Here is a 24,343-nt window from a genome sequence, read left to right on the forward strand (position 1 = left end):
TCGACAACGCGCAAGCCGGGCGATCGGCACCAGGCCACGAGCGAAGGGCCGGTCCAGCCCGCCCGTCCCTTGTAGTGAACCGTTCGTAAACGACTCCGCGCCAGGCTTGTCCCGAAACGACTCAGGGGATGGGCCATGGCCGGAGAGCTGATCACGTTGGAGAGCGCGCAGAAACCCGGTGGAGCCGCCGACGAGGCCGGTCCGCGCAACGACCGTGGGCCGTCCCGTTTCAGTTCCTTGCGGGCGAGGTTCGCGCAGGCGGTCGACCCCCGCATCGTCTCGGTCGCGGCCGCGGGGCTCGCCCTCGGAACCGTCCTGGGCGTCGCCACGGCTCCTCGCGACGGGTCCCGGGAAATGGCCACGACCCTGAAGGCGGAGATCGCCGGTCTGAGGGAGGACGTCGCCCGGTTGTCCGGTGCCGCCGGCGGCTCGACGGACGCGCTGGCGCGGATCCGAGACCAGCTCGATGCGGCGGCCGGCACGGCAACGCGTACGGAAGCGTCCGCCACCGACCGCGGCGATCGCCTGGAGAAGCTGCTCTCGTTCCGCTTCGCGGAAGCCAAGGCTGACCGCGAGCGTTCGGAAAGGGAGCTCGGCACGTCGCTCGGCTCGCTCGCGGACAGGATCGGGAACGCGGGATCGACTGCCGCAGGATCGACACCGGCCGCCGTGCCGCAGCCGGCCACGACCGGCGCCATCGCGACCGCGGCCGCGGCGTCGGATCGAATTTCGGATTGGGCCCTGCGCGAGGTCCAGGACGGGGTCGCCGTGATCGAGGATCGAACGCATCGGGTTCTCGAGGTCGCGAAAGGCGACGTCGTTCCAGGTCTGGGACGCATCGAGGCGGTCGAGCGCCGCGGTAGGTGTAGCGGCGCGCAATCGAACTGTGGCGGAGGCGCAATCGAGGGCGTTTTCCGGCGCACGATCGGTGAGACTGGAGACGGTCTCCGACGCACATTCCGTGAGACTGGGCGCACGATCGGTGAGACCGACGCGAGATCATCCGAGCCGACGCACGCTGCGTGAGACGGATCAGGTCGGCAGGCCGGCGGCCCGCATCTCGTCCAGGAGTTCGGCGGCCCGGGCCGCTTCGAGTTCGCCGCGGAGGAGCCGTCGGACCTCGCCGGGCTTGGCGTCGAACTGCTCGGCCAGACTGCGAAGGTCGTAGCCGTTCCGCGTCAGCCGGGGCTCCAACTCGTCGAGCTGGCGCGATAGCACAGCATCGATCATGTCGGCATCGACCGGCTTGGCCCCGATCTCGAAGGCGGCTTCGAAGGCGCGCACGAGATGCTGCCCGATCTGGAGCGGCGTCTTCAGCTTGGCGGCGAGCAAGGTGGCGGCGCCGTCGGTCAGTACGTCGGCCTGCGCGATGCCATCCTGGAGCGAGGCCTTCATCACCCAGTCGATATAGTCGCGTTGCCGATCACGCAGCCCTCCGAACTCGAACACCGTCGTGCGGTCGCCGATTTCCTCCATCTTGGGACGCCGCAGGTCGTTCTTCAGCTTGGGATGGCCGATCAGCACGATCGAGAGCTGCCCTCCGCCCTCCGCCACCAGCTCGATGAGGCGCTTGAGCGCCGTCAGCGTCTTGGGGTGGAGGTCGTGCGCGTCGTCGATGAAGAGCGCCACGGGCTTCCTGGCGCGCCGGAACAGCTCCTGCAGGTCTCGCTCGCGGCGTTCCGACTGGCTGGAGATCGTCACCGTCTTTTCCGGCGACAGGTCATAGAACAAGGCAGCCAGCAGGAGCGGCACGGTGATCTTGGCCTTGTCGACCGACAGCGAGCGCGACACGATCACCCGGCCTTCTCGCTCGAGGTCGGCACGCAGGCGGCGCGACAGCAGTGTCTTGCCCGAGCCGATGACGGCCGTGACAGCGATCAGGCGACCACCCGCGATGGCGGCGCGGATATCGCGGGCGACCTGGGTATGGTGCTCTGTCTCGAAGAAGCCGACGTCGGTCGGCGGTCGCAACAGGTCGTAGAAGCGCATCACTTCGGTGAGCATCAGCCGACGCCTCCCCTCTGCCCGGGCGGGAAGCGCTCTCGGACGGCGGCCAGGACCTCGGGACGGGCCAAGGTCCGCGCCAGCAAGGCGTCGATGAAGGCGCGATCCTCAGCCGGGAGGGTGGCGAGGGGCAGCCTGATGGCCTCGGCGATGGCGCGCCGGGCGACGAGCAGATTGGCGAAGCTCAGCTGTCCGAATGGGTCGGGATCGCGGAAGGGACGCACCGGGACGGACAGAGGCGGTCGCGCCTCGGCCATGACGACGTCGGCCTCGCCCGACAGCGCCGCACGCGGCAGCGCGAGCCGGCGCGCCAGGTCCTCGACCCGCTCGGCCTTGACCTCACGCCTGGATTTGCGGTGCTTGCGATAGCGATGCAGCGGGATCGGGCCTCCGACCGGAAGAAAGGGGCCGGACCGCCGATCCTCGCATTCCACCCAGAGTTCCTGGTCGAAGAGGCCCCACCACACCACGACCGTCTCGCCGGCGAACTCGGGATCGATCTCGTAGGTCACGCCGGCGATCGTCATCCGGCAGTCGAGCGCCACGACCCGTCGTTCCGGTTCCCGGGCAAAGGCGCAGAACCGATCCCAGCCGCACATCTCCCGCAGACCGTCGTCGGGCAGGTGCGCCAGCCAGTCCTCGATACGGCTGTGCGGTTCGATGCGATGATCGCCACGGTTGTAGCTGTCGATGAAGCGCGCCAGCCACCGATTGGCCTCCGCCTCCGTCTCGGGCCGGTGGAAGTGGTACAGGGTCTCGTGGGCCTCCTTCACGGTGCGGAAGGGCCGCTCGACCTTGCCCTTGGAGCGTGCCGTGGTGCGCCGACCATCCGACCCGGCCGGCCTGTGCGTCGTCACCGCGACACCCAAGCTCTCCATCACGCGTCCGAACACAGCCGACTTCGCGACCGGGCCGTTGTCGAGGTAGAGAGCCGCCGGAATGCCGCCGAACGGGCTCCCGTTCTCGTCGGTCTCCTTGCGGGCCATGGCGTTGAACAGGAAGCGCAGCGCGCTCTCGACGTCCTCGCCGTAGACGCACCGATATTCCTGGTAGGCGACGCCGGAGCGGTCGTCGACGACGCTGAACAGCATCAGCATGGGCGCGCCCGAGCGGTCATGATCGAGCCAGGGCGGAACTTCGATCTGCTTGAGATCCGAGGGGCTCATGTCGAAGTGCCAGAGCGCGTTGGCTTGCGCGGCCTGGAAGCGGACGGCGGGCGGCTCGCGGACCATGCGGGCATGATCGTAGCCGAGACGCCGCAGGTGTCGGTTGAGGGTGGATGCGGTCAGGCGGCCTGGTGCCAGCTTCATGAAGCCATCGGGCGTGTCGACCCCGTGCTCGACAAGCAGGCCGAGGATACGCACCGTCGACAGGTGGCGGCCCTTGCGGTTCGTGGTGCGGACCTTCATGGCCGCGACGATCTCGCACCAGCGTTCGATCTCGGAGGCCGACATCGACCTCGGCCGCCCCTGGTCGGCGCGGTGAGCGGCATGGGGGCGACGTCCGCCACGCAGCAGGCGGTACAAGGTCGCCCGGCTGACGGCATAAAGCGCGGCGGTCGACCGGATCAGGGTGGTCCGTTCCGGATGACGGGCGGGGAGTGCGGCAAGCCGCTGCCGGAGGGTCACCAGGGCCTCGGTCGGCACGGCGCCCCCGGCCGGCATCACGCCAGACCGGTCTGGCTGGATGGTGAAGGTGCGCTCGGCTTCGCACCCTTGCGGATCGTGGCCGCGCCGTCCAGCAGCACCTGCCCGGCCGCCTTGGGTGTGCCGTCGCCGTTCACATAGGCGTAGAGTGTCGTGGTGGTGACGCCGAGGCGTTTGGCGACGTCCGCCGCGACAGCCTTCGGGTCGGCCATGGCGGCCATGGCCATGGTCAGCGTTGCATGGTCCATCTTGCGTGGCCGCCCGCCCATGCGCCCACGGGCCCGGGCCGCGGCGAGCCCCGCCGTCGTGCGCTCGGTGATGAGCGCCCGCTCGAACTCGGCGAAGGCCGCGAAGATGCCGAAGGCGAGACGGCCGTTGGCGGTGGTGGTGTCGATCTGCGCTCCGGCCCCGGCCAGAACCTTGAGGCCGACGCCACGAAGGCGGAGGTCCTCGGCCGTGGTGACGAGATGCCGAAGGTCGCGGCCAAGACGATCGAGCTTCCACAACACCAGGGTGTTACCCGGCTGAAGGGCTTTCAGGCAGGCCAGCAAGCCGGGGCGGGCATCATGCCGGCCGGAGGCGAGATCCTGGTAGATGCGTTCATCGGCGACGCCGGCGGCGAGAAGCGCGTCGCGTTGCGGAGCGAGCGTCTGGCTGCCGTCGCTCTTCGAGACCCGGACGTAGCCGATCAGCATGAGCTCCCCGAGGCCGCCAGGAAAGATACTGTCCATCCTGCAATCTCGCGCTCATTTCCGCAACGAGTTTTCTGACGCTCCCCGAGCTTTGTTCAGCGGCACCCGAGCCTCACAAGAAAACCGGCCGTTTTCCTTGTCGTCGTGGTGCGTGAGGCGCTACGGCCAGGGGCCGGATGAACGGCGCCTGGTCCGGAAAAGAGATCGCCCATGTTCGCCATTCTCCGACAAGCCGGCGGCCGGCGGTATGAGGTGGACTTCGAAGACGATCCCGTCCTGCTCGATGTCGCCATGAGCGCGACCACGATCCAGATCACGATGACCGCAACCGAGGATCGCGATCCCGAGAAGAACCGCTTCGTGACCGTCACGGTCCCACGTGAGGCGTTGATCGCCGCCCTGGCGGCTGCCGGCAGCACGGCCAAGTCAGGCAACAGGAAGGGACCTACACGCGTCGGATAACAGGCTCATCTTGCCTGCCGACCTGATCCGTCTCACGCAGCGTGCGTCGGCTCGGATGATCTCGCGTCGGTCTCACCGATCGTGCGCCCAGTCTCACGGAATGTGCGTCGGAGACCGTCTCCAGTCTCACCGATCGTGCGCCGGAAAACGCCCTCGATTGCGCCTCCGCCACAGTTCGATTGCGCGCCGCTACAGGTAGGGACTGGATCGTGACGACGGGCAGGGGCCTCATCGTCCCCCAACGGTGGTGACCCTGCGCCGATCCGAGGGCATCCGAGATGCCGGCTCGGGTTGGGCGGGGGCATCTGGAAGTCCGGGGTCTCACCTGCTTCGCGGCCCCGTGTCGCCACACACCCCGGCACCGGATGAACCCTGCATTCACCATTCCTTCAAACGGCGGCTCGAGCGGGTGGATCGATAAGATTGCGGGTATTCCAGTGAGGCGATTCTTCAATGTTGCCGGGCGAGGATAACCGCACTTGCCCATCCGGAACGACCATGAAAGCGCACGCAATCTTCGCCCTCGTTCTGGTCGTCGCACTGTTCGGACCGCCGGCCGCCAAAGCCGACGAAGGGTGCAGCCCGATCGATGTCGCGGCCGTGGATCTCTCTTCGCTTCCTGGCCGGAAGGCATGGATCTGGGCCGAGAACGTCGGGATGATGGTCAAGAGCGCCAAGGGCTTCGCTTCTGCGCCGACGATGAAGCAGAACGGGCCGATCAGCTGGTACATCGACGAGAACGACGCCGTCCCCTACGGCGAACCGGCCGAGATCATCAAGTACGAGCCGGTGCCTCAGGGATGGGCGCGCGTGACCGTCGGGCTCCAGGATGGGCGACAGGTCGTTGTCCCGGGTCCCACCGTCCACCTGTACGAGTTCTGGCATTGCACGGCTCGGCAACTGCTTGAGGTGCGCCGCGTCCCGACGAAGGACGGCAAATATCCGTTCAACGAGGACGTGCAATGGACCCAGGGCGTCTGGGTGCGTCTCATCGACAAGACGACCCCGATCGAGAAGGACCGCCTCTGGATGAGCCCGGCCGACGTGGCGAAGGTCGATCTGATGCTGTGCAAGTCGGTGAGGGGACCGCTCCGGAAGGGAAACGAATGGGAGTTCGATCTCGCCGGCTGCAACGCCGTCACGCCGAGGGGCTGGGGTCCCGGCATGTCCCTCGATCCCAAGGCGGTCGAGACGGTCTCGCCGACCTCGCTGAAGATCCTCCTCGGCTCCTGAGCAGGCCGGAACACGAAGGACCCGATCGATGAAGTCGCTTCTCGCCGCGGCCGTCCTAGCCGTCACCATGTCGACCGTCGCGCATGCCGGCGAATGCAGGCCCGTCGACAGGACGAAGATCGTGCCCGCGCAGGCCGCCGGGATGAAGGCCTGGATCTACGACCCCGTCAACACCAGGGCATTCTCGTCGCCGTCCGAATGGCCGAAGGCGGACCTCTACGTGGCCGTCGGACCGGGCAACTTCGCCTTGGACTCCAAGCTCGGGCGCCTCGACTACGGGCAGCCGGTCGAGATCGTGGAGTGGCAGCAGGCCAACTTCGGATCCGGCATCTACAAGGTCAAAATGCCCGACGGCACCTTCCGTTTCGTAAACGGTCAGGCCGTCCAGTTCTTCGAATTCTGGAGTTGTTCGGCGGCGACGCTCCTTGAGAAGCACCCCTCGGGCATGTCCGGCGTCGCGGACGTGAAGCATGTGCATTCTGCCTGGGTGAGGATTTCCAATACCAAGGCCACGGCGGTCGACGACAAACGTCAATGGGTTCCTGAGGAGAAGCTGGCGGGGTACGCCTTCGCGATCTGCGACGTGTACGACCCCAACATCAAGAAGTTCTACTCGTGGCAGGAGCCACTTCGATGCATGGGCTTCTCCCCTGACCACCACGGCGGCAAGTCGTTCTACATCGAACCCTCCGCCGTGGAGACCATCTCGCCGACCTCGATGAAGATCCTCTTCGCGTCCTGATGGGTATCGTCGGCATGCGTCTCTCGCTCATCCGCACGCTGATCGCAGCCGGCGCGATCGCAGCCGCAGCTCCGGCGATCGCGGAAGGATGCAGACCCGTCGACCTGCGTTCGGTGGATCCGGCCACGACGGTCGGACGGAAGGCCTGGATCTACGAGGATGCCGGCGCCATTGCCCGCCGCCCCCTTGCGCAGTGGGCGAGCGCCACGACCAGCCGGGAGATCGGGCCGGGCAAGTTCGTGATCGAGCCGCCGTCGCTGTCCTACGGCCAGCCGGTGACGATCGTCCGGTTCGAGCGCGGGCACTCCATGCAGGGCGAGTACGTGGTCCAGCTCGTCGACGGCACCACCCGCCGCGTCGAGAGGCGGGTGGTGAAGCTCCACGAGTTCTGGCGGTGCCGGCCCGAGGTCCTGCTGGACACGATGCGGGGCAGCAGGTTCCCGAGCCTCGAGAACAGGCTCGTCCACGCCGTCTGGGCGACGGTCCGCAACCGCAAGGCCGTCGGGCTCGAAAGCTGGGGCGCCTTCACCCCGGTAGGCGAGATCGGGCGCATGGCCTTCCTGATCTGCGATTCCTTCGTGGCCGAGCGTGCGGGAGATCCCGCGTCGCGCTTCGACGTGCGCTGCCAAGGCTTCGAGCCAGGCAAGTCGAAGGCGAAGAGCTACCAACTCCGCCACGAGGATATCGAGACCGTCAGCCCGACGTCGATGAGGGTGCTGTTCGAGGGTTGAGGGGCTGAAGGAGGCCGGATTCGAGCGCCCGCCCACAAGCCTCGAACCCGGGAAACCATGCATCACGAGCGCATTCGGACCGAAGAAGGCCGACGCCGCTCCATATCGGGTGGGAACGAACGGCAAATAAACGGATTTGTTCCTTTGCGCTGACGGGCCTGCTGCCTTAATCTGGTCGCGAAGGAACGACCGGACCTGTCATGCCGCTGCTTCGTCGCGCGATCGCGCTCACACTGTCCGCCGTGATGGCCTTCGGCCAGCCGGCCGAGGTGCTGGCCGCGTCCTACGTGTTCCGCCAGCCGACGACCGCCGGCACCTACCCGATCCCCACCATCACCAACAACGTCGTCACCTCTCAAACCTACTACAAGGTCGACGGCCGCAGCTACTCCATCTCCTGGCAGGGCACCGGCGGACGGTCGCCATACCTGTTCGAGATGGTCGGATCGCCCCTCCCGCCGGGCTGCTCCACTCCTTTGCAGTCCGGCTCGATCCTCTCGACGTCCTGCACCTTCGCCAACGAGGGTAACTATTCGGGCGTCATCGTCCAGCTGACGGATGCGAACGGCATGGTCGTGCGGGACAACGCGCCGACCATCTACGTCTCCGCTCCTTCGCCGACGCTCGGCACCTACAACTTCCCTTTCACCGGATCGGTCGGCATCCCGTACAGCGGGTCGCTCCGCATCTCCGGCGGCCGCCAGCCCTTCAACGTCTCCCGCGCCACCGGCGATCTGCCTCCGGGGCTCTCCCTGTCGACGCAACAGGACGTCAACACGGGCGTGTGGTCGGTCGTGCTGTCCGGGTCGCCGACAACGCCCGGGAGCTACACCTTCGAGATAGTGATAAGGCATGCGGTGCCTCTCAAGCTAACTTTCGCGGATCCCCTTGAACTCACAATCTTTTTCGATCTCTGGCCCCAGTTTAGACCTTGGTGACGACCCAATGGTAGAGAATCGTTGTTCCTTTATGGGAACGAATGGGAAGCCAAAGTCCCGACGAATCCCCGACAGGTAGTGCCCATTTCGGGAGATGAATAAAATATGCATTTCCGGCTGCACAACCTGTAGTTAGTTTTCTTTTCCAGCTAATAGAAGCCAAAATACGTGTCTCTGAGAGGCGACTAAATCGGATCTTCGCTGGGAGGTCGCCAGCGCTCAGAAAGGAGTGCTCTATTGCTACCTCGTTCCTTCGGAGTTGTGAAGTCTGCCACAGAGCTCAACGAACCGATGTGTCGGTAACTCGCACAGGTCGTTCCTTCGTTCAGGGTCACGTGTGGATCTGGTGTGGCCCCCAATTCGACCGGACACCGGGCGCAGCCGTGAGGGCCTAGGCGGAAGCCTAGGCGTGCGCCTAGGCCGAACGACACGCAGCGTATCGAGATCATCACCGGGCGCGAGCGCCGCAGGCGCTACACCGCCCACGAGAAAGTGCGCTTCGTCGAGGAGACGATGCAGCCCGGCATGACCGTCTCGGCAGTGGCGCGGATCCATGGGCACTCACCGAGCCTTCTATTCGGGTGGAGGCGTCGCATGGCCGAGGGCGGACAGGTGGCGGTGCAGGCTGACGACGAGGTGGTCGCTGCTAGCCGGATGCGCGAGTTGGAAGCGCGCGTGCGCGATCTGGAGCGGCTGCTGGGACGCAAGACGTTGGAGGTCGAGGTGCTCAAGGAGGCGCTGGCCGCTGCACGGGTAAAAAAAGCCGCGTGGCCGCTGCCGTCACCGCCTGCGGGCTGTTCCCGGTGAAGGCCGTGGCCGACGTGCTCGGCGTCGCCCGCTCCAACCTCGTCGAGCAGATACGGAGTGGGTCGCGGTCGCGCGGTCGCTATCGTCGTGCCGACGATGAGGCCGTCCTGATCGCCATCCGCGCTATCACGGACGTGCGGCCGACCTACGGCTATCGGCGAGTGACGGCGATCCTGAACCGGACGCGGCGCGCCACTGGCGAGCCCGCCCTGAACCACAAGAGGGTGTTCCGCCTGATGAAGCGGGACAGCCTGCTCCTCCAGCGCCACACGGGTGGGCGACCCGTGCGCGCCCACGCGGGTCGTGTGATCGCCGCGGCCCCGAACCAGAGCTGGTCCTCGGATGGGCTGGAGATCGGCTGCTGGAACGGCGAGGTGGTGTGGGTAGCCTTCGCCATCGACACCCATGATCGCGAGTGATCGCGAGATGATCGCCTGGGTGGCCTCGACGGGCGGAGTCACCGGCCAGATGGTGCGCGATCTCATGCTGACCTGCGTGGAGGCTCGCTTCGGCAGCCTGGAAGCTCGCTCAGCGGCCTGCGCCCGACCCATCCCGTGCAGTGGCTGGCCGATAACGGCTCTGCTTACACGGCCGCCGAGACGCTGTCCTTCGCGGCGGCCCTGAACCTCGTGCCCTGCTTCACGCCGGTGCGCTCGCCCGAGAGCAACGGGGTGAGCGAGGCGTTCGTGAAGACGCTCAAGCGCGACTATGCCCGCGTACAGCCCCGTCCGACGCCGACACCGTTCTGGCTCGGATCGGCGCCTGGATCACCGACTACAACGAACACCATCCCCATCGTGGGCTCGGCATGCGCTCGCCGCGCGAGTTCATCCGTGCTCGAATGCAACCAGCCCCGTGTCCGATTTGATGGGGGCGACTCCAGTTGAACCGCGCCGAGTTTCCCGGAGGCTCCAACTCTTGAGAGCATGGAGCCATGACGAAGCGCCGCACACCCTTTTCACCTGAGGTTCGCGAGCGCGCGGTCCGGATGGTATTTGACCACCAGGGCGAGCACGGCTCGCAATATGCGGCGAGGCTCATGTGGCGTCCGCAGATCACCATGCTGGCGGTTACACTGGACGGCACAGTAGACCCACTCAAGCCCGGCGAGACCGCGGATCATGCCGGCCTTTTCGCCGGTCCTAACGAGCATCGTTCGGAATGGACGCGGCACGGTTTTCCGCAGGAAGGGCCCGCATCCTCCGCCGACGCGTGGTCATCGCTCGGAAGGTGGTCCGCAAGTCCCGGTGCCGGTCAGGAGGCTTCGTAGAACAGCAGGCGGACCTCCGGGCCGAGCTGCTGCAGCAGGTCGAAGTCGACGACATTGGCTGAGACCAGCGTGCAACCCATCTCCCGGGCCTGTAGGAACAGCGTGCAGTCATGCAGGGCCTTCATCCGCCGGTCCTTGACGTAGGACCTGAGCCTGCACAGGATGCCGGCGTATACTGCGGCATCCGCCATCGCCTGCCTGCTTGGCTGGTAGAGGCGGTGCGTGGGGATTCCATCGAGCACGTCCCGGATGACGGCGACGTTGGCCTCGGTGCGGGGGTCGATCGGGTCCAGCACGCCGATGGCGTGCAGCATCTCCTGCACAGCGACGATGCTGTGGTTGACTTGGCGGACCCCAATCAGGTGGTCCAAGAGCACCGGCGTCCGACCTTTCAACTGATGAATGTAGACGCCGGTGTCGAGCAGAAGCGGCCCGCCGGCCGCCACCGCCGCGTCGTCGACGTAGGCAAGTTGGTCGCGGGTCCGCAGGGTGATCCTAGCGAGGTCATGACGCGATCGGAGCTTATCCGTGTGCGTCGCGAGAAGCGCCACCTTCAGAACCCGATGTCTAGATCCGGGTCGAGCTTGCCGCGTGCGTTCGCGAACACTCTGGCGAAGTTGTCCTCCACCGCGACGTTGGCGAGCGCAAAGGCCAGAAGGTCGGTCGTCGACACGATGCCGGTGCGGCGCTTGGCTTGTTCGAGCAACTTTGCGGGGAGCCGTGCACCGACCTGTTGGGTCTCTTTCGAAATCAGCGCCATGTCGGCGGCCCGGACCATCACCGCGGGGACGAGCATGCCAGTTTTGACCGACACCGCGGACCCGCCGGCGAACGCGACCGGACCCTTGGCGCGTTCGAGTTTCACCGCGTGCGTCTCGGCGCTCCTGGTCTCGGTCTCAGTCAGTCGCTTCCGTGACTTACGGACAGCTCGGCGTAAGCGGGGCAAATTCCCGGGCAAACGCCAAGCTTGCTCGTTCCTGGACCGCTACAAGTCGTTGAAATCGCTGAGACGGCTTTCCACGCGCAGCGTGCAAACAGCCAAGCTGCCCGGGAATTTGCCCCTCTTACCAGCTCGGCCATCAGTCGGCGCGGGTGCCATGGTTCTCTCGCGTTCGCGCTCGTTTAACACAACCCTATATATGTTAAACACGGAATATGGTGACCACAAGCGGCCGACGGGAGGCACAGGTTCTGCCGGCGCCGCCGAGGAACACGGTTGAATGTTTTGAGAAGGGCTAGGCCGCGGCTGCCTTATCCGCTGCGCCGCCAGTCCTAACGGGTTGAAGGTCAGCAGTTGAACGGCGGTCAGGCGGCACGCATGCGCTGCAGCGACATCGACCACTATGGCTCGCGAACGGCGGAGCGCGCTTGGAAGTGCGGACCGAGACGATAGAAGCGCGAGTACGTCCTCGCATAGCCGGTGAACGGATCGAACGTGAATAGCTCGCTAGTCGTTATCACACGGCCGTTTTCAAGGTAGGGGTGCCCCATTACTACACCGACCAAATGAGGGCGCGGTGCTATGTAGACCCGCCAACCCGTCAATTGCGGAGCAGTTTGCAATGCGTTCTCCGTCGGGTGTTCGCCGCGAGCAATGTGGGTCAGATCTTCAGCTAGTGCAAAATACTTTCTTGCTGTTCTTGCAAGCTCGGGAAACGGTCCAGCGCCGGTGTTCAAGATCGTCATAGATCTTCTCCAATTCGTCCTACAACGTTGTTCGTCCGCTTCTTTTTGCGATCGTCCTAGAAGCCATCGGTTATGGTTCGAGCTAAATAGCGCTACGAGGTCGAACACGTGTCGGAAATGGTCGTGAACTGGCCACCGTCGAGCATGCATTGGCCGGTCAGCACGTCGGCAAGATGCTCCAAGGTAGCTCAGGATCTCGACAGGAGGGATGTGGCCGCATCTGTCGCCCCTCGCAGCAACGCTGCGTAGGGCAGCGGCAAACGTCCCTCGAGTCATGTCGGCGAATGCACCTAGAATTTGTTCACCGGCCACCAAGCGATCGGCATCACCACGCGACTACGTCGAGAATGATCCACCGCAGGGATCCGACTAGGATGCCGATGACCTTGATGTTTGATCGGTCCGCGTCGATCTTGGAAGGCGAAGGTGGTAGTGCCGTGCTTCCAGAGAAGCATCGATCGGACGATTGCGAAGCTGACGCGATTCCAGGGGTACACGGATGACCGTCACTTCGATCGCGGACGGCCGACGCTCCAGTAGGATAGAACGTTGGACTTCTTCACACGACCCGGCATCGACATCGCCACGCCGGTCGAGCGCCGCCTCGGCGGCAGAATGCTTGCAAGCGACGCCCGGGAATTCGAATTTCGTCTCTAGACGCCGCTGAACGATGGTTCGGAGTCGACGTAGATGTAGATCAGCCCTAAGCGATCGGGATCGGCCCGCTTCTGTCTTCCTCGCCGGCAATGTCGATGCCGCTCGGTGATCACGGAAGTTGTTTTGCCCCATTGCAGCAACATGATCGGCGAATGTTTCGGCAGGCTTCAGCGACGATGATAGATTCTGCCACGGTTCTCCTCGATAGATCGGCACGTCCTGACGATCCGAGCGGAGGAGATGGCATCCACCGTCGCACTTCATGAAAGCGCATCCGACTTGCTGCAAGCGGCTGACGAATTGCAACGCTGCGAGTCTTCGCGTACGGACCTGGCTTGGGTGCATGAGGCAGCTTTGCTCTCGGCCGGAGATCCAGCCGTGCGTATGCGGGTTCCGATCGAAGAGATTTCGCCGCGCGGCACCATTGAGCGCCTAACGTGCGTGCTCCCTCAATGGGAGGATCGTCGCGGATTGTCTCGCTGGACGAAGCCGCGCGTAAATCCGATGCTGGCGGTTCCTGTTTCGGGTCCGCGCCTATCGGCTTCCCAGATCGCGCTCTGGTTCAGAATCAACTGGAACAAAGCGCCGAGTTCTACAAACTACGATAGCGTATGCCGCGTCCGGTGCAAGCGGAAACCTATGTCGTTTTGTGCTCGCTAACGATTCTTCGAGCCACACCGACCTGATACGTTTTTGAGAATTATTCCGCTATTGGGGAGCTGCTTAATCACGAATGCTCGAAATCGATCGGCCAGCGAGGTTTGACAAATACTGAAAAAAACTTGTATTAAAACAGATGTCCGGCATGATATCGATGGAAAAATGTGGGCATGATGACGAATCTTGAATATGCAATTGCGAAGGAGAGTTAATAGTCTTCAACCGCCGAGCCAATAGATACTCGGGAACCCTCGTCTGCACCGCAGCGGTCCAGGCGTGCGACGCGCTCTACAAGGAATGCGCAGCCGCCGTTCGACCGGGCAGTTGCTCCAGCGGATCGGGTGCGAAACCGGACTGCGCCACAGTTCATAAGTTCGCCTTGACCGAACACAATCCGCGTCATTCGGGGCGCAGGCACCTCAACGTCCATTTCGACCACCTACGTGCGCTAAACGGGGAAGGCTTCGAGAACGAGATCAGCTCTGTCGCGAACGGCGCGTCCTCGGCTTTCCCGACACTGTGAGGCAAGGCCGGATTTAGCGAACGACGCTAGCGTCGGACTACGACCGCGGACGAAGCGATCAGACACAGCCTTCTGCGCCGATGGCTGCCCCTGCCCTTGCCGAAGCAGCTTTCCTCGCATCTCCCGTGCGAGCCAAAGAACCTCGACACCGACGTCGCAGTGGCGGTCACGCGCGTGCTGCAGGATAAGGAGGCAGCCCGGATCGTCGGCCTCGCTCGCCAATTCTGCCGGATCGTGGACGATTGCTGCAGTGGCAAGCTGGTCAAGTTGGAGAACATCGGCGCCTTCGATGGATCGCCGGACGACGCCTGCAAGCGCGGTTAGTGCGTAGTCGATGGCTTCGCTACCAGTCTCCGGCAGGTTGTGTCCCCTGGCGTGGTGTAGCTTCGGCGTGGCCACCACGATCACCGGCCTGGGCCGGGTTGATCAGGCTGCCAGGGTGGGCAGGCTGACGAGGGGATCATCGCCGATCGGGGCGATGCTTTCCAGGGTGATGTAGCGGGAGCGCTGGACGGCCCACTCGTCGTTCTGTTCCAGCAGGATCGCGCCTACAAGGCGTGTGATAGTCCCTCCCACAACGTTGCCAATTTTGTTTGGAGCACTTCCCTGGATCGCGGTGCGCTGCGAGCGCAGTATGGGGAGGGGTTCCGCGCTGGCGTGCTGACCCGTCTGCCTCGCAGCTCAGCCGCGCCATCTGAGGAGCGCGTCCATGGCTCGACGCAGCACGCCTCCCGAACTTCGGCTGCAAGTCTCCTTCGAGGTCTGCCGGATCGCGCCGCAGTGCTTGGCCGACGCCTACGAACGTCTGGTTCCGATCCCGCGCCGCTCGATCCGGCCGATGGTCACCGCCGCGATCCCAAGCCAAGTTCCGGCCACACCTCTGATGCGCAGGAGGACTGACCATGGCTAAGATCGTAGCCGCCCTGTACGCGCGGGTTTCGAGCGACGGGCAGGTGCAAGACAACACGGTGGCCAGTCAACTCGCCGCGCTGCAGGAGCGCGCCGCTGTCGATGCCATCCAGATCAGCGCGGAGCACGTTTACGTCGACGAGGGGGTGAGCGGCGCGACGCTCGCACGGCCAGCTCTGGAGCGGCTGCGCGATGCTGTGGCCGCAGGTGAGGTGGAGCGCCTCTACGTTCATGCTCCCGATCGGCTGGCGCGGCGCTACGCTTATCAAGTGCTGCTCGTCGACGAGTTTCGCCGTGTCGGCGTCGAGATCGTGTTCCTCAACCGCGCTCTTGGCGGCTCGGCCGAGGACGACCTCCTGCTGCAGGTTCAGGGCGTCATCGCCGAGTATGAACGCGCCCGGATCCTGGAGCGATGCCGGCGCGGACGCCGTCACTCAGCTTTGTCGGGAGCTGTGAGTGCCCTTGCTCATGCTCCCTACGGCTATCGCTACATCGGCCGGCACGCCACAGGCGGTGCGGCGCGGATCGAGATCATGGAGGACCAAGCACGCGCGGTTCGACAGGTCTTTTCTTGGATTGGCGTCGAGCGGATCAGCCTGCGCGCGGCGTGTCGTCGACTGGAGGCTCAGGGCTACCCGACCCGCACGGGGAAGGCGGACTGGGACGCCACGACGCTGTGCAGCATGCTCCGCAATCCAACCTACCAGGGCACAGCCATGTATGGTCGTACCCGCGCGATCGCGCCGACGTCAGTGCGACTGCGTCCGATCCGTGGGCAGTCCTCGACGATGCGTCGTACCAGCACCGCATCACCGGTGCCGCCGGAGGAGTGGATCGCCATTCCAGTGCCTGCGATCATCGACCCTGACCTGTTTGCGGCGGCCCAGGAACAGCTGGATGAGAACCGACAGCGCAAGCGCGAAGGCTGCCGTCGACCGGGATGGCTGTTGCAAGGCCTCGTGGTGTGTCGGCAGTGCGGTTACGCATTCTATGGCAAGATGGCGCGCGGCCTCGTCGGAGGACAAAGGCCGGCCGACTACGGCTACTATCGCTGCACAGGCACAGACGCGCATCGGTTCGGTGGCCAAGCCATCTGTCGCAATCGCTCGGTGCGTAGCGACAAGCTGGAAGAGGCGGTGTGGCATCAAGTCGAGGCGGTGCTGGCCGACCCGCAGAGGGTGGCGGCCGAGCACGAGCGGCGCGCAGCGGCAGCCCGAGACGGTCACGTGCATCAAGACGTCGATGGCTTGGAGCGGCAGATGACGCGCCTGCGCCGCGGGATGGACCGGCTGATCGACGGCTACGCCGAGGACGTGATCGACGCCGACGAGTTCAAGCCGCGCCTGACGCGGCTGAAGCAGCGTCTGGAACGGCTGCGCACGGAGCGGGATGCAGCGCTCTCGGCACATGAGACCGAGCGCAGCTTACAATTGGTAATCGGGCGCTTGGAGGCGTTCGCCGATCGGGTCCGTGCCGGGTTGAATACCCTCAACTGGGCGGGCCGTCGCGAGATCATCCGTGCCCTCGTGCGGCGGATCGAGGTCGATCACGGGCAGGTCCAGGTGGTGTTCCGCATCCCAGGAGGCCCAAACCGCTCCGATGACGGTGCTGCGCCCTCAGATCCCCGCGGCACCGGTCGCCAGCCGGCTCAAGTTCGGCAACGTTGTGCGAGGGACTATGGCCGCCTCGTTGGGGAAGATGCCGACCACCTCGGTCCGGCGTTTGATCTCGCCGTTGAGGCGTTCCAGCGGGTTCGTGGAGTGCAGCTTGACCCGATGCTGGGTGGGGAAGCCCATGTAGGCCAGCACGTCCGGCTCAGCCTCGTCCATCAGGGCGGCGAGCTTTGGGACCTTCGGCCGGAGCTGATCAGCCACTCGCCGCCACTGCTGACGGGCCGCCTCGGCGTCGTCCTGGGCGAATGCCGTGGCGATGAAGGCGGAGACGACACGCCGCCCGCTGCGTCCGGCATGGGCGAGCACGTTGCGCATGAAGTGGACGCGGCAGCGCTGCCAGCTCGCGTTCATCACCTTGGCCACCGACGCCTTGATGCCCTCGTGGGCGGCAGAGATCACCAGCTTGACGCCGCGCAGACCTCTCCGGGCGAGCTTGCGCAGGAATGCCGTCCAGAACGTCTCGGCCTCGGAGGGGCCGACATCCATGCCAAGCACCTCGCGACGGCCGTCAGTGTTCACACCGACCGCCACGATGACGGCGACCGAGACGATACGCCCGTCCTGGCGCACCTTCACGTAAGTCGCATCGATCCAAAGATACGGCCACTCGCCCTCGATCGGCCGGTCGAGGAACGCGCCCACGCGCTCGTCGATCTCCTGGCAGAGCCGGCTGACCTGGCTCTTCGACACGCCTGTGCCGCCCATCGCTTGGACGAGGTCATCGACCGAGCGGGTTGAGATGCCCTGGATGTAGGCCTCCTGGATCACAGCCGTGAGCGCCTTCTCGGCCATGCGGCGCGGCTCCAGGAAGCCCGGAAAGTAGCTGCCCTTGCGCAGCTTCGGAATGCGCAACTCCACCGCGCCGGCCCGCGTCTGCCAATCCCGGTCACGGTAGCCGTTGCGCTGGACCAGCCGCTCGGCGCTCTTCTCGCCGTGGGCCGCGCCGGTCAGGCCACCGACCTCCAACTCCATCAGCCGCTCGGCCGCAAAGCCGATCATCTCGCGCAGCAGATCGGCGTCGGCGCTCTTCTCCATCAGCCCGCGCAGGGCCATCATCTCGTCGGTCATCGGGGGTCTCTCGGGTTCGAGGTTGGTGCTCGCAACCCGACCCTACCCGGCAACCGCCGATGACCACCCCGCGAGAGATCCCGCCTGCTACAGCGCTGTGAAGGGCGCGCAGGCGGGCTCTCCCGATACCGGCGAGCTACACCACCTCCAGGGACACGACCCTCCGGCGGCAGGACGAGGCTGCGGTTCGCGCCGGCTTACGATCGCTCCGGAGCAGCAGGGGCGCCTGGCCGAGGTCGATTGCCTCGAGCAGTTGAAGCGCTCCACGGACGGCCGCGCCAAGTTCGACCTGCCGCGACGCCGACTCCCCACAGCCTGAACCACCAGATGCAGCGATGAACCACCTGAGCGGGAGCAGAGCACGCATCAAGCGCACGTCGACGACGGTCGCTGGATTAGTGTCACCCCCTACAGCTGACCTTTGATGGTGTCAGCCCGAACTCGCTATGCTGCCGACGCGGCAGCGTACGGCTTAGCTTCAGCTTTCGGCTGCCTCACTGAATCAACCTCAGCGCGATCCCTAATAACCTATCAATCCCCGAATGAATCTTGGCGGTCGCTGGACTCGGTCCCCAGAATCAGTCGACTACTCGTAACGCTACGAGTCGTGGGAGGTATGCCCGATGCCCGACATGCAGTCTCAGGCCCGCGTGAAGCGCTTGCGCGATGCGCGCAAGGCCTCCGGTGAGGTCGAGACAAATGTCTGGGTGCCGGCGCCGGTGCGTGAGGCGATCGATGAGGCCGTGAAGGCTGGTCGGTTTCCGAACCGTCGTACCGCTATCGTCCACGCGCTCAAGGCAGCGTTTACGGAGACCAAGTCGATGTAACCACGGCAAAGCAAAAGGCCCCACGGCTGGGGAGCCGTAGGGCCTTTGGATCTCTCATCGCTAGGTGGGGGCCCAGGTCAGAAAGTGATTCGCAACCCTTTCTAACCTTCCTGGGCACCGCCCGTCAATGACACCCTCGCGGGTGAACGATCCCGCTTTGCCTCCTAGAGGAGGTGAAAGGTGGAAACGGTTCATTCCGGTGGCCGGCCGCTCACGCGCGCCGCCCTCGCCGGTCGGAGACGTGCGCTCGAAGACGGGCGAACGATCTCTCGCAAAGAGCTCTCGGCCGCGGGCCGGGAGGCTGCCAAGGCTCTGCGCCTGCGCCCTTCCCTGCGGTCGATCCTGTCGGCGCTTTGCGCTGTCTGGGGTGAGCAGGAGTGGGAGCGTTTGGTGGTTTGGCCCTCTAACGAGCACCTGTGTGGGATGACCGGGCTGTCGGAGCGTGCGCTCCGCTACGGCCTGCGCGACCTTGTAGCCCTCGAAGTCATCACGCCGCGGGACAGCGCCAATGGCAAGCGCTTCGCAATTCGAGCGCCCGGCGGCGCAATCATCGACGCCTACGGTTTCGATCTCACCCCAATCGTGGCGCGAAAGGGCGAGTGGGCGCACGCGATCTTGGAGGCGACCTCGAGAGAAACTCACAGACGGCGTTCGTTCGATCTTTTGACCGTCCGACGCCGGGCCGTATCCGAGGCCATCAGCGCCCTTCTAATGCGATTTCCTCAAATCGAGGCCTCTGATTTGCTCGCGGCACGCGAGTCTCTGGAGCGCGATACCCCGCGGAGGCGGGACATTGCCGCCAATCCTGATCAGGTGCTCGAAGCTTGGGGAGAGCTACAATCCATGGCAGAGGAACGCTTCTATCAGGCCGCCTCTGCCGGCAATTCCAGCCGCCATATAGAACAAAACACCGGATCTCCTACCGATCCTTGTACAAAAGGCTCCCGGGAGGAGCCTGGGCCGGACCGACTGCTCGAGCCCGGCCTCGTTGCGTCTGCCTGCCCTGTGGCGACCGAATTCGGTGTGAGCCTCAAAACAGAGCTGGACGTCATCGAGGTTGGCCGTTTGATGCGGGGAGGAATTGGAGCGCACCCGTCCGCCTGGGCTGAAGCTTGCGACTCTATAGGGGCGTTCCGCGCCTCCGTTTTGGTCCTCATCGTCGCGCAGATACACGACGATGAGGCGCAACGTGGTGAGATTCGGATCAAAAATCCTGGCGGATACTTTCGCCGGCTCGTGCGCCTATGCGCAGAAGGGCGCTATGGGATTGAGGCCGAGTTGATGGCAATGCGACGGAGAAAGATGACGTAAATGCAGGGCACCCGGTTTCAAAAGAATGCTCGATCAAGTCGGCTCGCCTGCGAGAAAGAACGGGAGTGGATCGACCCTACGATGCCCGTGACTCGGTGCGCAGCCGAAGTTGATGCCGGAACCGGAGCCGAAGAGCTCCTCGTCGCCGCCGCCCCAGATTGCGGAGTCGGCCCATGACCTCAAACTTTGGCTTAGGAATGTCGGCGCCGCAAATGGGACGAGCCGCGAACCAATTGGGCTGGCCGCCGGCGACCGCTTCCCATCCCGCAATCTCGCGATGCTTTCCGGTCACATAAGGCTCCCGTCGCGGTCATCTTCGCAGATCATCCCTTTCATTTGCGGTGATTTGGTGGTTTTTAACCATACAGCGCAAGCGGGATCGGACTGATGAACCAGCATGTTCCATACGGCGGGCCGCTGGTGCCCGCATCAAACCAGACCGCGGGCGATGACGCGAAGATACTCGGCTCGAAACTCCGAGAGATCGCTGCTGTTGTTTTTTCGCCGGCCGAGGCCAAGACGCTTAGGCGATTTACTTCCGGTGAAGTGGCTAGAATCTTAGGAGTTACCGACAGCAGAATCCGCCAACTCTCACCTGAACTGCTCGTGTCGGAGGCGGAGGTCGCACCTGGGGGGCGTCGCATGTACACCCTCGCCGACATTCACGCTCTACGGGCGCATCTCGACGCGATCGATCGAGTGGGAAAGCGCTACTTGCCGCATCGGGATCCGGCCAAGGGTGAACATCTGCAGGTTATCGCCTGCGTTAACTTCAAAGGTGGTTCCGGAAAGACTACGACTTCCGCGCACCTTGCCCAATCTCTCGTTCTGAGAGGCTACCGCGTACTCGCGATAGATCTTGATCCGCAGGCCAGTTTGTCCACTCTGCTTGGGGTCAGGCCTGAGAACGAGCGCGAGCCTTACCCCACCATCTACGACGCGATTCAGTATGGCGCCGAAAGGCGACCGCTTAGCGACGTGATCATGCAAACGTACTTCACAGGGCTCGATCTCGTCGCGGCGAATCTCGAACTCGAGGTGTTCGAGTTCGAAGCGCCGATGCAATCCGCCCGGCGCCGACCCGGTGATGTCGAGCCGCCTTTCTTCGCCCGGATGGCGATGGCCCTCGGCGAGGTTGGTGAGCGCTACGACGTTGTCGTGATCGACTGCCCTCCCCGCTTGGGCTATTTGACCATCGCGGCGCTTTGCGCAGCGACGTCGCTTCTGATCACGATACACCCGCAAATGCTCGACGTGTCGAGCATGCATCAGTTCCTGAAGATGATGGATGAGTTGATGGCTCCCGTACGGGAGCAAGGCGCTGCGCCCACCCACGATTGGTTCCGATACCTAGTTACGCGTTTCGAACCTCAGGATACTCCGCAAACCGAGATTGTCGCGATGCTCCGAGGTCTTTTCGGAGATCGCGTCTTGACGAAGGCGATGTTGCAATCCGTCGCGATATCCAATTCGGGCCTTCGCGGTCAGACCGTTTATGAAACGCCGCTCCGCCGGGATGAAGTAACCGGTTCGACGTACCGCCGCGCTCTCGATGCGCTCGATGCCGTGAACGGCGAGATCGAGAAGCTGATAGCCCGTGCATGGGGAAGGTCGTGAGTCAGAAAAAACGTCTCAGCGCCATCATGGGAACGCCCGTGCCGGCAAGCTTGCCAGAGCAGCCGGAACCTGAAGGATCAGGGACTTACCGCCCCGTAGCAGGTGCTACGGGGCCCTCCCCCGTGAAAAGGCCGAATGCGGCGCGGTCCGTGGCAGCCATGTGGGCAGCCTCCCGGCCCGACGTCAATGCTCCGGCCGACGCGATCGTCGAGCTCGACCCGGACTTATGCGAACCGTCGGAGATCGCCGATAGGATTCCCGATCCGACCGATCCGATGTTCGATGCGTTCCTGGAACAGATCCGCGAAGAGGGGCAGCATACCCCCATCCTGGTTCGTCCCCACCCGACGAAAAGCGACCGCTACGAGATCGCGTATGGCCGGCGACGCACGCGTGCAGCCAGGATTCTAGGCAAACCGGTAAAAGCGGTCGTACGCGAGCTTAGCGATGGCGATCTTCTGGTTGCCCAGGGATCTGAGAATCTAGCGAGGGAGGATCTCAGCTACATAGAGCGAGCGCACTTCGCGCTGAATATGGAACGGGCAGGGGTGGCCCGTCAGACGATACTCAAGGCCATGGGCGTTCATCGGCCGGACCTCGTTAACTACCTCGCCGTGGCTTCCGCGATCCCTTCGCCGATCCTCGCTGTGATTGGACCTGCTCCAAAAATTGGCCGACCGCGCTGGCTGACCCTCGCGGAACGCATCAAAGCTGCTGCTCCCGATCACATTGAGGCTGCCCTCGCCTCTCCTGCTCTGCATGGTAGAGCGTCCAGCGAGCGTTTCGCAGTGATCCTGGCGCATCTGGCTCCTCAGACCGTTCGAAGGGCGAGACCGATGGTCGAGACCCTCAAGGATGGCAAAGGTATGCGCTTCGCCCGTGTGGAAAGGAGTGCTTCGGGAGTACGCGTGACGACCGAGGAAATGACCGTACCCGGCTTCGGCGAGTATCTAGCCGAACGCCTTCCCGAGATGCTTGCCGCGTTTCGGGCGAGCAAGAAGTAGATTCGGCTGCAATGAAACCGATACGAAGGGGCATCGGGACGGCCGAGTGCGATGTGCTTGGAGGATGTGTGGTCCTGTCTCGACAATCGGCAAGCCGTCCCTTATCGGTGCTTCGCGACACCGACGGCGGTTCCAAGGTATGACTGCCTCAGGATATGCGTCGACGAACACGTGATCGGCGCAGTTCGATCGGTCGATTGCGAGCCTGGATCTATCGCATTCTTGTCGGTGCCAATCCCGCTTCGCGGTGTGGAAACGTCCCACTAGGCGATCAGAAGACCGCGCAAAACGAGCCGCTGGGGCTAGACCGGCAGCGTCGGGCGTCGTGGCCCGGACAATCGACCCGGTTCGATCGTCAAACCAGACATCATGAGTTCTCGAAGGCTGATTTACGTCGGCCGACCGAATTTGTGATCGGAAGGGGAGGGGGGCTGCTCCTCGTGACTCGACATTTGCATCGCACACTGCCGCGATGACTGGGCGACATAGTTAATTCTCATCTGAAGCTGGTGGTTCATTCCGGCGGATCGACGCCGTCGTCATCTTTGCGGCCGCATAATCCATTCGATCGGCGGACGTAGCGCCCCGCTGCGACATCTCGGCAGGCGACACAGACGCGTGAGATTTGGAGGCAGTACGTTGCCCTTGGTGATGGTCTGCGGCCGGACCGACCGATCACACCCCTCGATGGCATTCGCTTCGGCTGATCGTGGCCCGTCGCTAATGACCGCTGCCGACAGAAGGCTCAATACCCGCCTCGGCGAGGCGCTCGGTGTAGCGGATGCTCATGTATTGTACGGTCTCAACTGGTCGTCGCAACGCCCTCCTGAACGGATCGGAGCACGGCGTCCAGTGCCTCGGTGGGCGATCGCCACCCGAGTGTCTTGCGTGATCTGCTATTGAGAGCTGCGGCTACGGCTACGAGGTCGCTCGTACTATGAGCACCAAGATCGGTGCCTTTGGGAAAATACTGCCTTAGATGCCCATCGGTGTCCTCGTTGGTCCCCCTCTGCCAAGGTGGCCGCGGATCGCAGAAGTCGACCTGCACGCCCGTGTCGATCCGAAGCCGCGCGTGCTCGGCCATCTCCGATCCCTGGTCCCAAACTAGGGAGCGCCGCAGTTGCTCGGGCACTCGGCCTTGAATTGCCGGTTGCCCCGGCCAAGCGGGCAGGAGGCGGCCGGATCGGGAACGGTGGTGCGAACCCTGCCCCCTCGGACGACGCCGGCCAAGCCCATCGTCCGCATCAGCCGCGCCACTGTGAAGCGCGCCACCAGGATCCCCTCGCGGGCGAGTTGCCGCCAAACCTTGCGCACGCCGTGGACCCGGAAGCTGGTGTCGTACACGCGCCGGATCTCGATCATGAGCCGCGCGTCCCGCTTGGCTCGGGCCAGCAGTCTGCCAGGATCAGCCCTCCGCGCAGCATAGGCGTGGTACATTGGCGGGGCGATCGGCAGCACGCTGCAGATCGGCCTCATCCTGAGCCTGTCGAAGGACGACCGTACAGGCTGCGGTGATCGTCGATGAAGGCGATCATGACCGGAACCGGAAGCCGAGCTGCGCCTGGCCAAAATACGGGGACACCTTGCACAGGATCTCGTTGGCTTGCCGAGGCTCGCCTTTCTCCCGGTCCAGGGTTTTGATCCGCTCGCGCTCGTCCGTCGTCGGTCCGGCTCGCACGCCCCGGTCGCGCTCGGCCTGGCGCACCCAGTTGCGCAACGCCTCACCCAAGCAGCCGATCTTGGCCGCGATCGAGCGGAATGTGCCGTACTGCGAGCCGTGCTCGCCTTGGTGCTCCAGCACCATCCGCACCGCGCGCTCGCGGACCTCGGGAGAAAAAGGTGGGGTATGCTTCGTCACGGCTCCATCCTCGCAAGATCTGGAG

General features: G+C 64.3%; 18 protein-coding genes and 5 pseudogenes. 13 read left to right on the forward strand and 10 right to left on the reverse strand.

Translation table 11 applies throughout. The features are described 5' to 3' along the window. Nucleotides 1-135: 135 nt before the first annotated feature. Nucleotides 136-1,026 (forward strand): hypothetical protein, encoded by an 891-nt coding sequence (locus PQI07_RS31010; RefSeq protein ID WP_274928741.1) that lies wholly within the window; start codon nt 136-138, stop codon nt 1,024-1,026. A 6-nt stretch (nt 1,027-1,032) separates the two neighbouring features. Here the strand turns inward: PQI07_RS31010 and PQI07_RS31015 are convergent, their stop codons facing one another. The 3 genes from PQI07_RS31015 to PQI07_RS31025 are packed head-to-tail and all read right to left on the reverse strand — an operon-like array spanning nt 1,033 to nt 4,345. Then, nucleotides 1,033-2,004, reverse strand: coding sequence for an ExeA family protein (locus PQI07_RS31015; RefSeq protein WP_127993251.1), 972 nt, complete (start codon nt 2,002-2,004; stop codon nt 1,033-1,035). After that, nucleotides 2,004-3,650, reverse strand: a complete 1,647-nt coding sequence (locus PQI07_RS31020; protein WP_164891434.1) for a DDE-type integrase/transposase/recombinase — start codon at nt 3,648-3,650, stop codon at nt 2,004-2,006. The genes PQI07_RS31015 and PQI07_RS31020 overlap by 1 nt, the downstream gene beginning before the upstream one ends. Before the next feature lie 17 nt (nt 3,651-3,667). Then, on the reverse strand, nt 3,668-4,345 hold the full coding sequence (locus PQI07_RS31025; protein WP_053609013.1) for a recombinase family protein: 678 nt from the start codon (nt 4,343-4,345) through the stop codon (nt 3,668-3,670). 207 nt (nt 4,346-4,552) lie between these two features. Here PQI07_RS31025 and PQI07_RS31030 point away from each other — a divergent pair, with 207 nt between their 5' ends. The 6 genes and pseudogenes from PQI07_RS31030 (at nt 4,553) to PQI07_RS31055 (ending at nt 10,123) form a co-directional block, all read left to right on the forward strand. Next, nucleotides 4,553-4,804 carry a hypothetical protein gene (locus PQI07_RS31030; protein WP_053609012.1) on the forward strand — a complete coding sequence of 84 codons (252 nt, stop codon included), beginning with the start codon at nt 4,553-4,555 and terminating at the stop codon, nt 4,802-4,804. Nucleotides 4,805-5,302: 498 nt separating this feature from the next. Next, nucleotides 5,303-6,037 (forward strand): hypothetical protein, encoded by a 735-nt coding sequence (locus PQI07_RS31035; RefSeq protein ID WP_274928742.1) that lies wholly within the window; start codon nt 5,303-5,305, stop codon nt 6,035-6,037. Between the two features lie 28 nt (nt 6,038-6,065). Further along, the gene (locus tag PQI07_RS31040) at nt 6,066-6,779 is read left to right on the forward strand and encodes a hypothetical protein (protein WP_274928743.1); all 714 of its coding nucleotides are present in this window, start codon (nt 6,066-6,068) and stop codon (nt 6,777-6,779) included. Beyond that, nucleotides 6,779-7,510, forward strand: a complete 732-nt coding sequence (locus tag PQI07_RS31045) for a hypothetical protein (RefSeq protein ID WP_274928744.1) — start codon at nt 6,779-6,781, stop codon at nt 7,508-7,510. The genes PQI07_RS31040 and PQI07_RS31045 overlap by 1 nt, the downstream gene beginning before the upstream one ends. A 200-nt stretch (nt 7,511-7,710) precedes the next feature. Further along, nucleotides 7,711-8,448 (forward strand): hypothetical protein, encoded by a 738-nt coding sequence (locus PQI07_RS31050; protein ID WP_274928745.1) that lies wholly within the window; start codon nt 7,711-7,713, stop codon nt 8,446-8,448. A gap of 438 nt (nt 8,449-8,886) precedes the next feature. Next, a pseudogene (locus PQI07_RS31055) lies at nt 8,887-10,123 on the forward strand (IS3 family transposase). A 386-nt stretch (nt 10,124-10,509) separates the two neighbouring features. Here the strand turns inward: PQI07_RS31055 and PQI07_RS31060 are convergent. The 3 genes from PQI07_RS31060 to PQI07_RS37805 form a co-directional block, all read right to left on the reverse strand. Beyond that, nucleotides 10,510-11,076, reverse strand: a complete 567-nt coding sequence (locus PQI07_RS31060) for a type II toxin-antitoxin system VapC family toxin (protein WP_274928746.1) — start codon at nt 11,074-11,076, stop codon at nt 10,510-10,512. Nucleotides 11,077-11,078: 2 nt separating this feature from the next. After that, the gene (locus tag PQI07_RS31065) at nt 11,079-11,390 is read right to left on the reverse strand and encodes a hypothetical protein (protein WP_274928747.1); all 312 of its coding nucleotides are present in this window, start codon (nt 11,388-11,390) and stop codon (nt 11,079-11,081) included. Between the two features lie 476 nt (nt 11,391-11,866). Beyond that, the gene (locus PQI07_RS37805) at nt 11,867-12,487 is read right to left on the reverse strand and encodes a DUF6634 family protein (RefSeq protein WP_342462676.1); all 621 of its coding nucleotides are present in this window, start codon (nt 12,485-12,487) and stop codon (nt 11,867-11,869) included. A gap of 1,660 nt (nt 12,488-14,147) precedes the next feature. Here PQI07_RS37805 and PQI07_RS31070 point away from each other — a divergent pair. Continuing rightward, nucleotides 14,148-14,375, forward strand: a complete 228-nt coding sequence (locus tag PQI07_RS31070; protein ID WP_274928748.1) for a hypothetical protein — start codon at nt 14,148-14,150, stop codon at nt 14,373-14,375. 102 nt (nt 14,376-14,477) lie between these two features. On the opposite strand, the pseudogene PQI07_RS37965 reads toward PQI07_RS31070, so the two are convergent. Then, nucleotides 14,478-14,732: pseudogene (locus PQI07_RS37965) on the reverse strand (IS256 family transposase); the annotation flags it as partial. Between the two features lie 221 nt (nt 14,733-14,953). Here PQI07_RS37965 and PQI07_RS31080 point away from each other — a divergent pair. Further along, nucleotides 14,954-16,051 (forward strand): annotated as a pseudogene (locus tag PQI07_RS31080) (recombinase family protein); the annotation flags it as partial. A gap of 333 nt (nt 16,052-16,384) precedes the next feature. Here the strand turns inward: PQI07_RS31080 and PQI07_RS31085 are convergent. Together PQI07_RS31085 and PQI07_RS31090 are read right to left on the reverse strand one after the other, a co-directional pair. Further along, entirely contained in the window at nt 16,385-16,510 is a 126-nt protein-coding gene (locus PQI07_RS31085; RefSeq protein WP_274928749.1) for a hypothetical protein, read from the reverse strand. Between the two features lie 126 nt (nt 16,511-16,636). After that, a pseudogene (locus tag PQI07_RS31090) lies at nt 16,637-17,701 on the reverse strand (IS256 family transposase); the annotation flags it as partial. Nucleotides 17,702-18,324: 623 nt separating this feature from the next. Here PQI07_RS31090 and PQI07_RS31095 point away from each other — a divergent pair. From PQI07_RS31095 to repB, 4 genes are all read left to right on the forward strand, one after another. Next, entirely contained in the window at nt 18,325-18,528 is a 204-nt protein-coding gene (locus PQI07_RS31095) for a ribbon-helix-helix domain-containing protein (protein ID WP_274928750.1), read from the forward strand. Nucleotides 18,529-18,708: 180 nt separating this feature from the next. Further along, nucleotides 18,709-19,839 carry a plasmid replication protein RepC gene (repC, locus tag PQI07_RS31100; RefSeq protein WP_274928751.1) on the forward strand — a complete coding sequence of 377 codons (1,131 nt, stop codon included), beginning with the start codon at nt 18,709-18,711 and terminating at the stop codon, nt 19,837-19,839. 387 nt (nt 19,840-20,226) lie between these two features. Further along, entirely contained in the window at nt 20,227-21,456 is a 1,230-nt protein-coding gene (repA, locus tag PQI07_RS31105; protein ID WP_274928752.1) for a plasmid partitioning protein RepA, read from the forward strand. 158 nt (nt 21,457-21,614) lie between these two features. Continuing rightward, nucleotides 21,615-22,460 (forward strand): plasmid partitioning protein RepB, encoded by an 846-nt coding sequence (repB, locus tag PQI07_RS31110; RefSeq protein WP_274928927.1) that lies wholly within the window; start codon nt 21,615-21,617, stop codon nt 22,458-22,460. Between the two features lie 729 nt (nt 22,461-23,189). On the opposite strand, the pseudogene PQI07_RS37970 reads toward repB, so the two are convergent. Then, nucleotides 23,190-24,264, reverse strand: a pseudogene (locus tag PQI07_RS37970) (IS30 family transposase); the annotation flags it as partial. Nucleotides 24,265-24,343: the final 79 nt, after the last annotated feature.

This window comes from Methylobacterium sp. 092160098-2 (assembly GCF_028920805.1).
Classification (GTDB): Bacteria; Pseudomonadota; Alphaproteobacteria; order Rhizobiales; family Beijerinckiaceae; genus Methylobacterium; species Methylobacterium fujisawaense.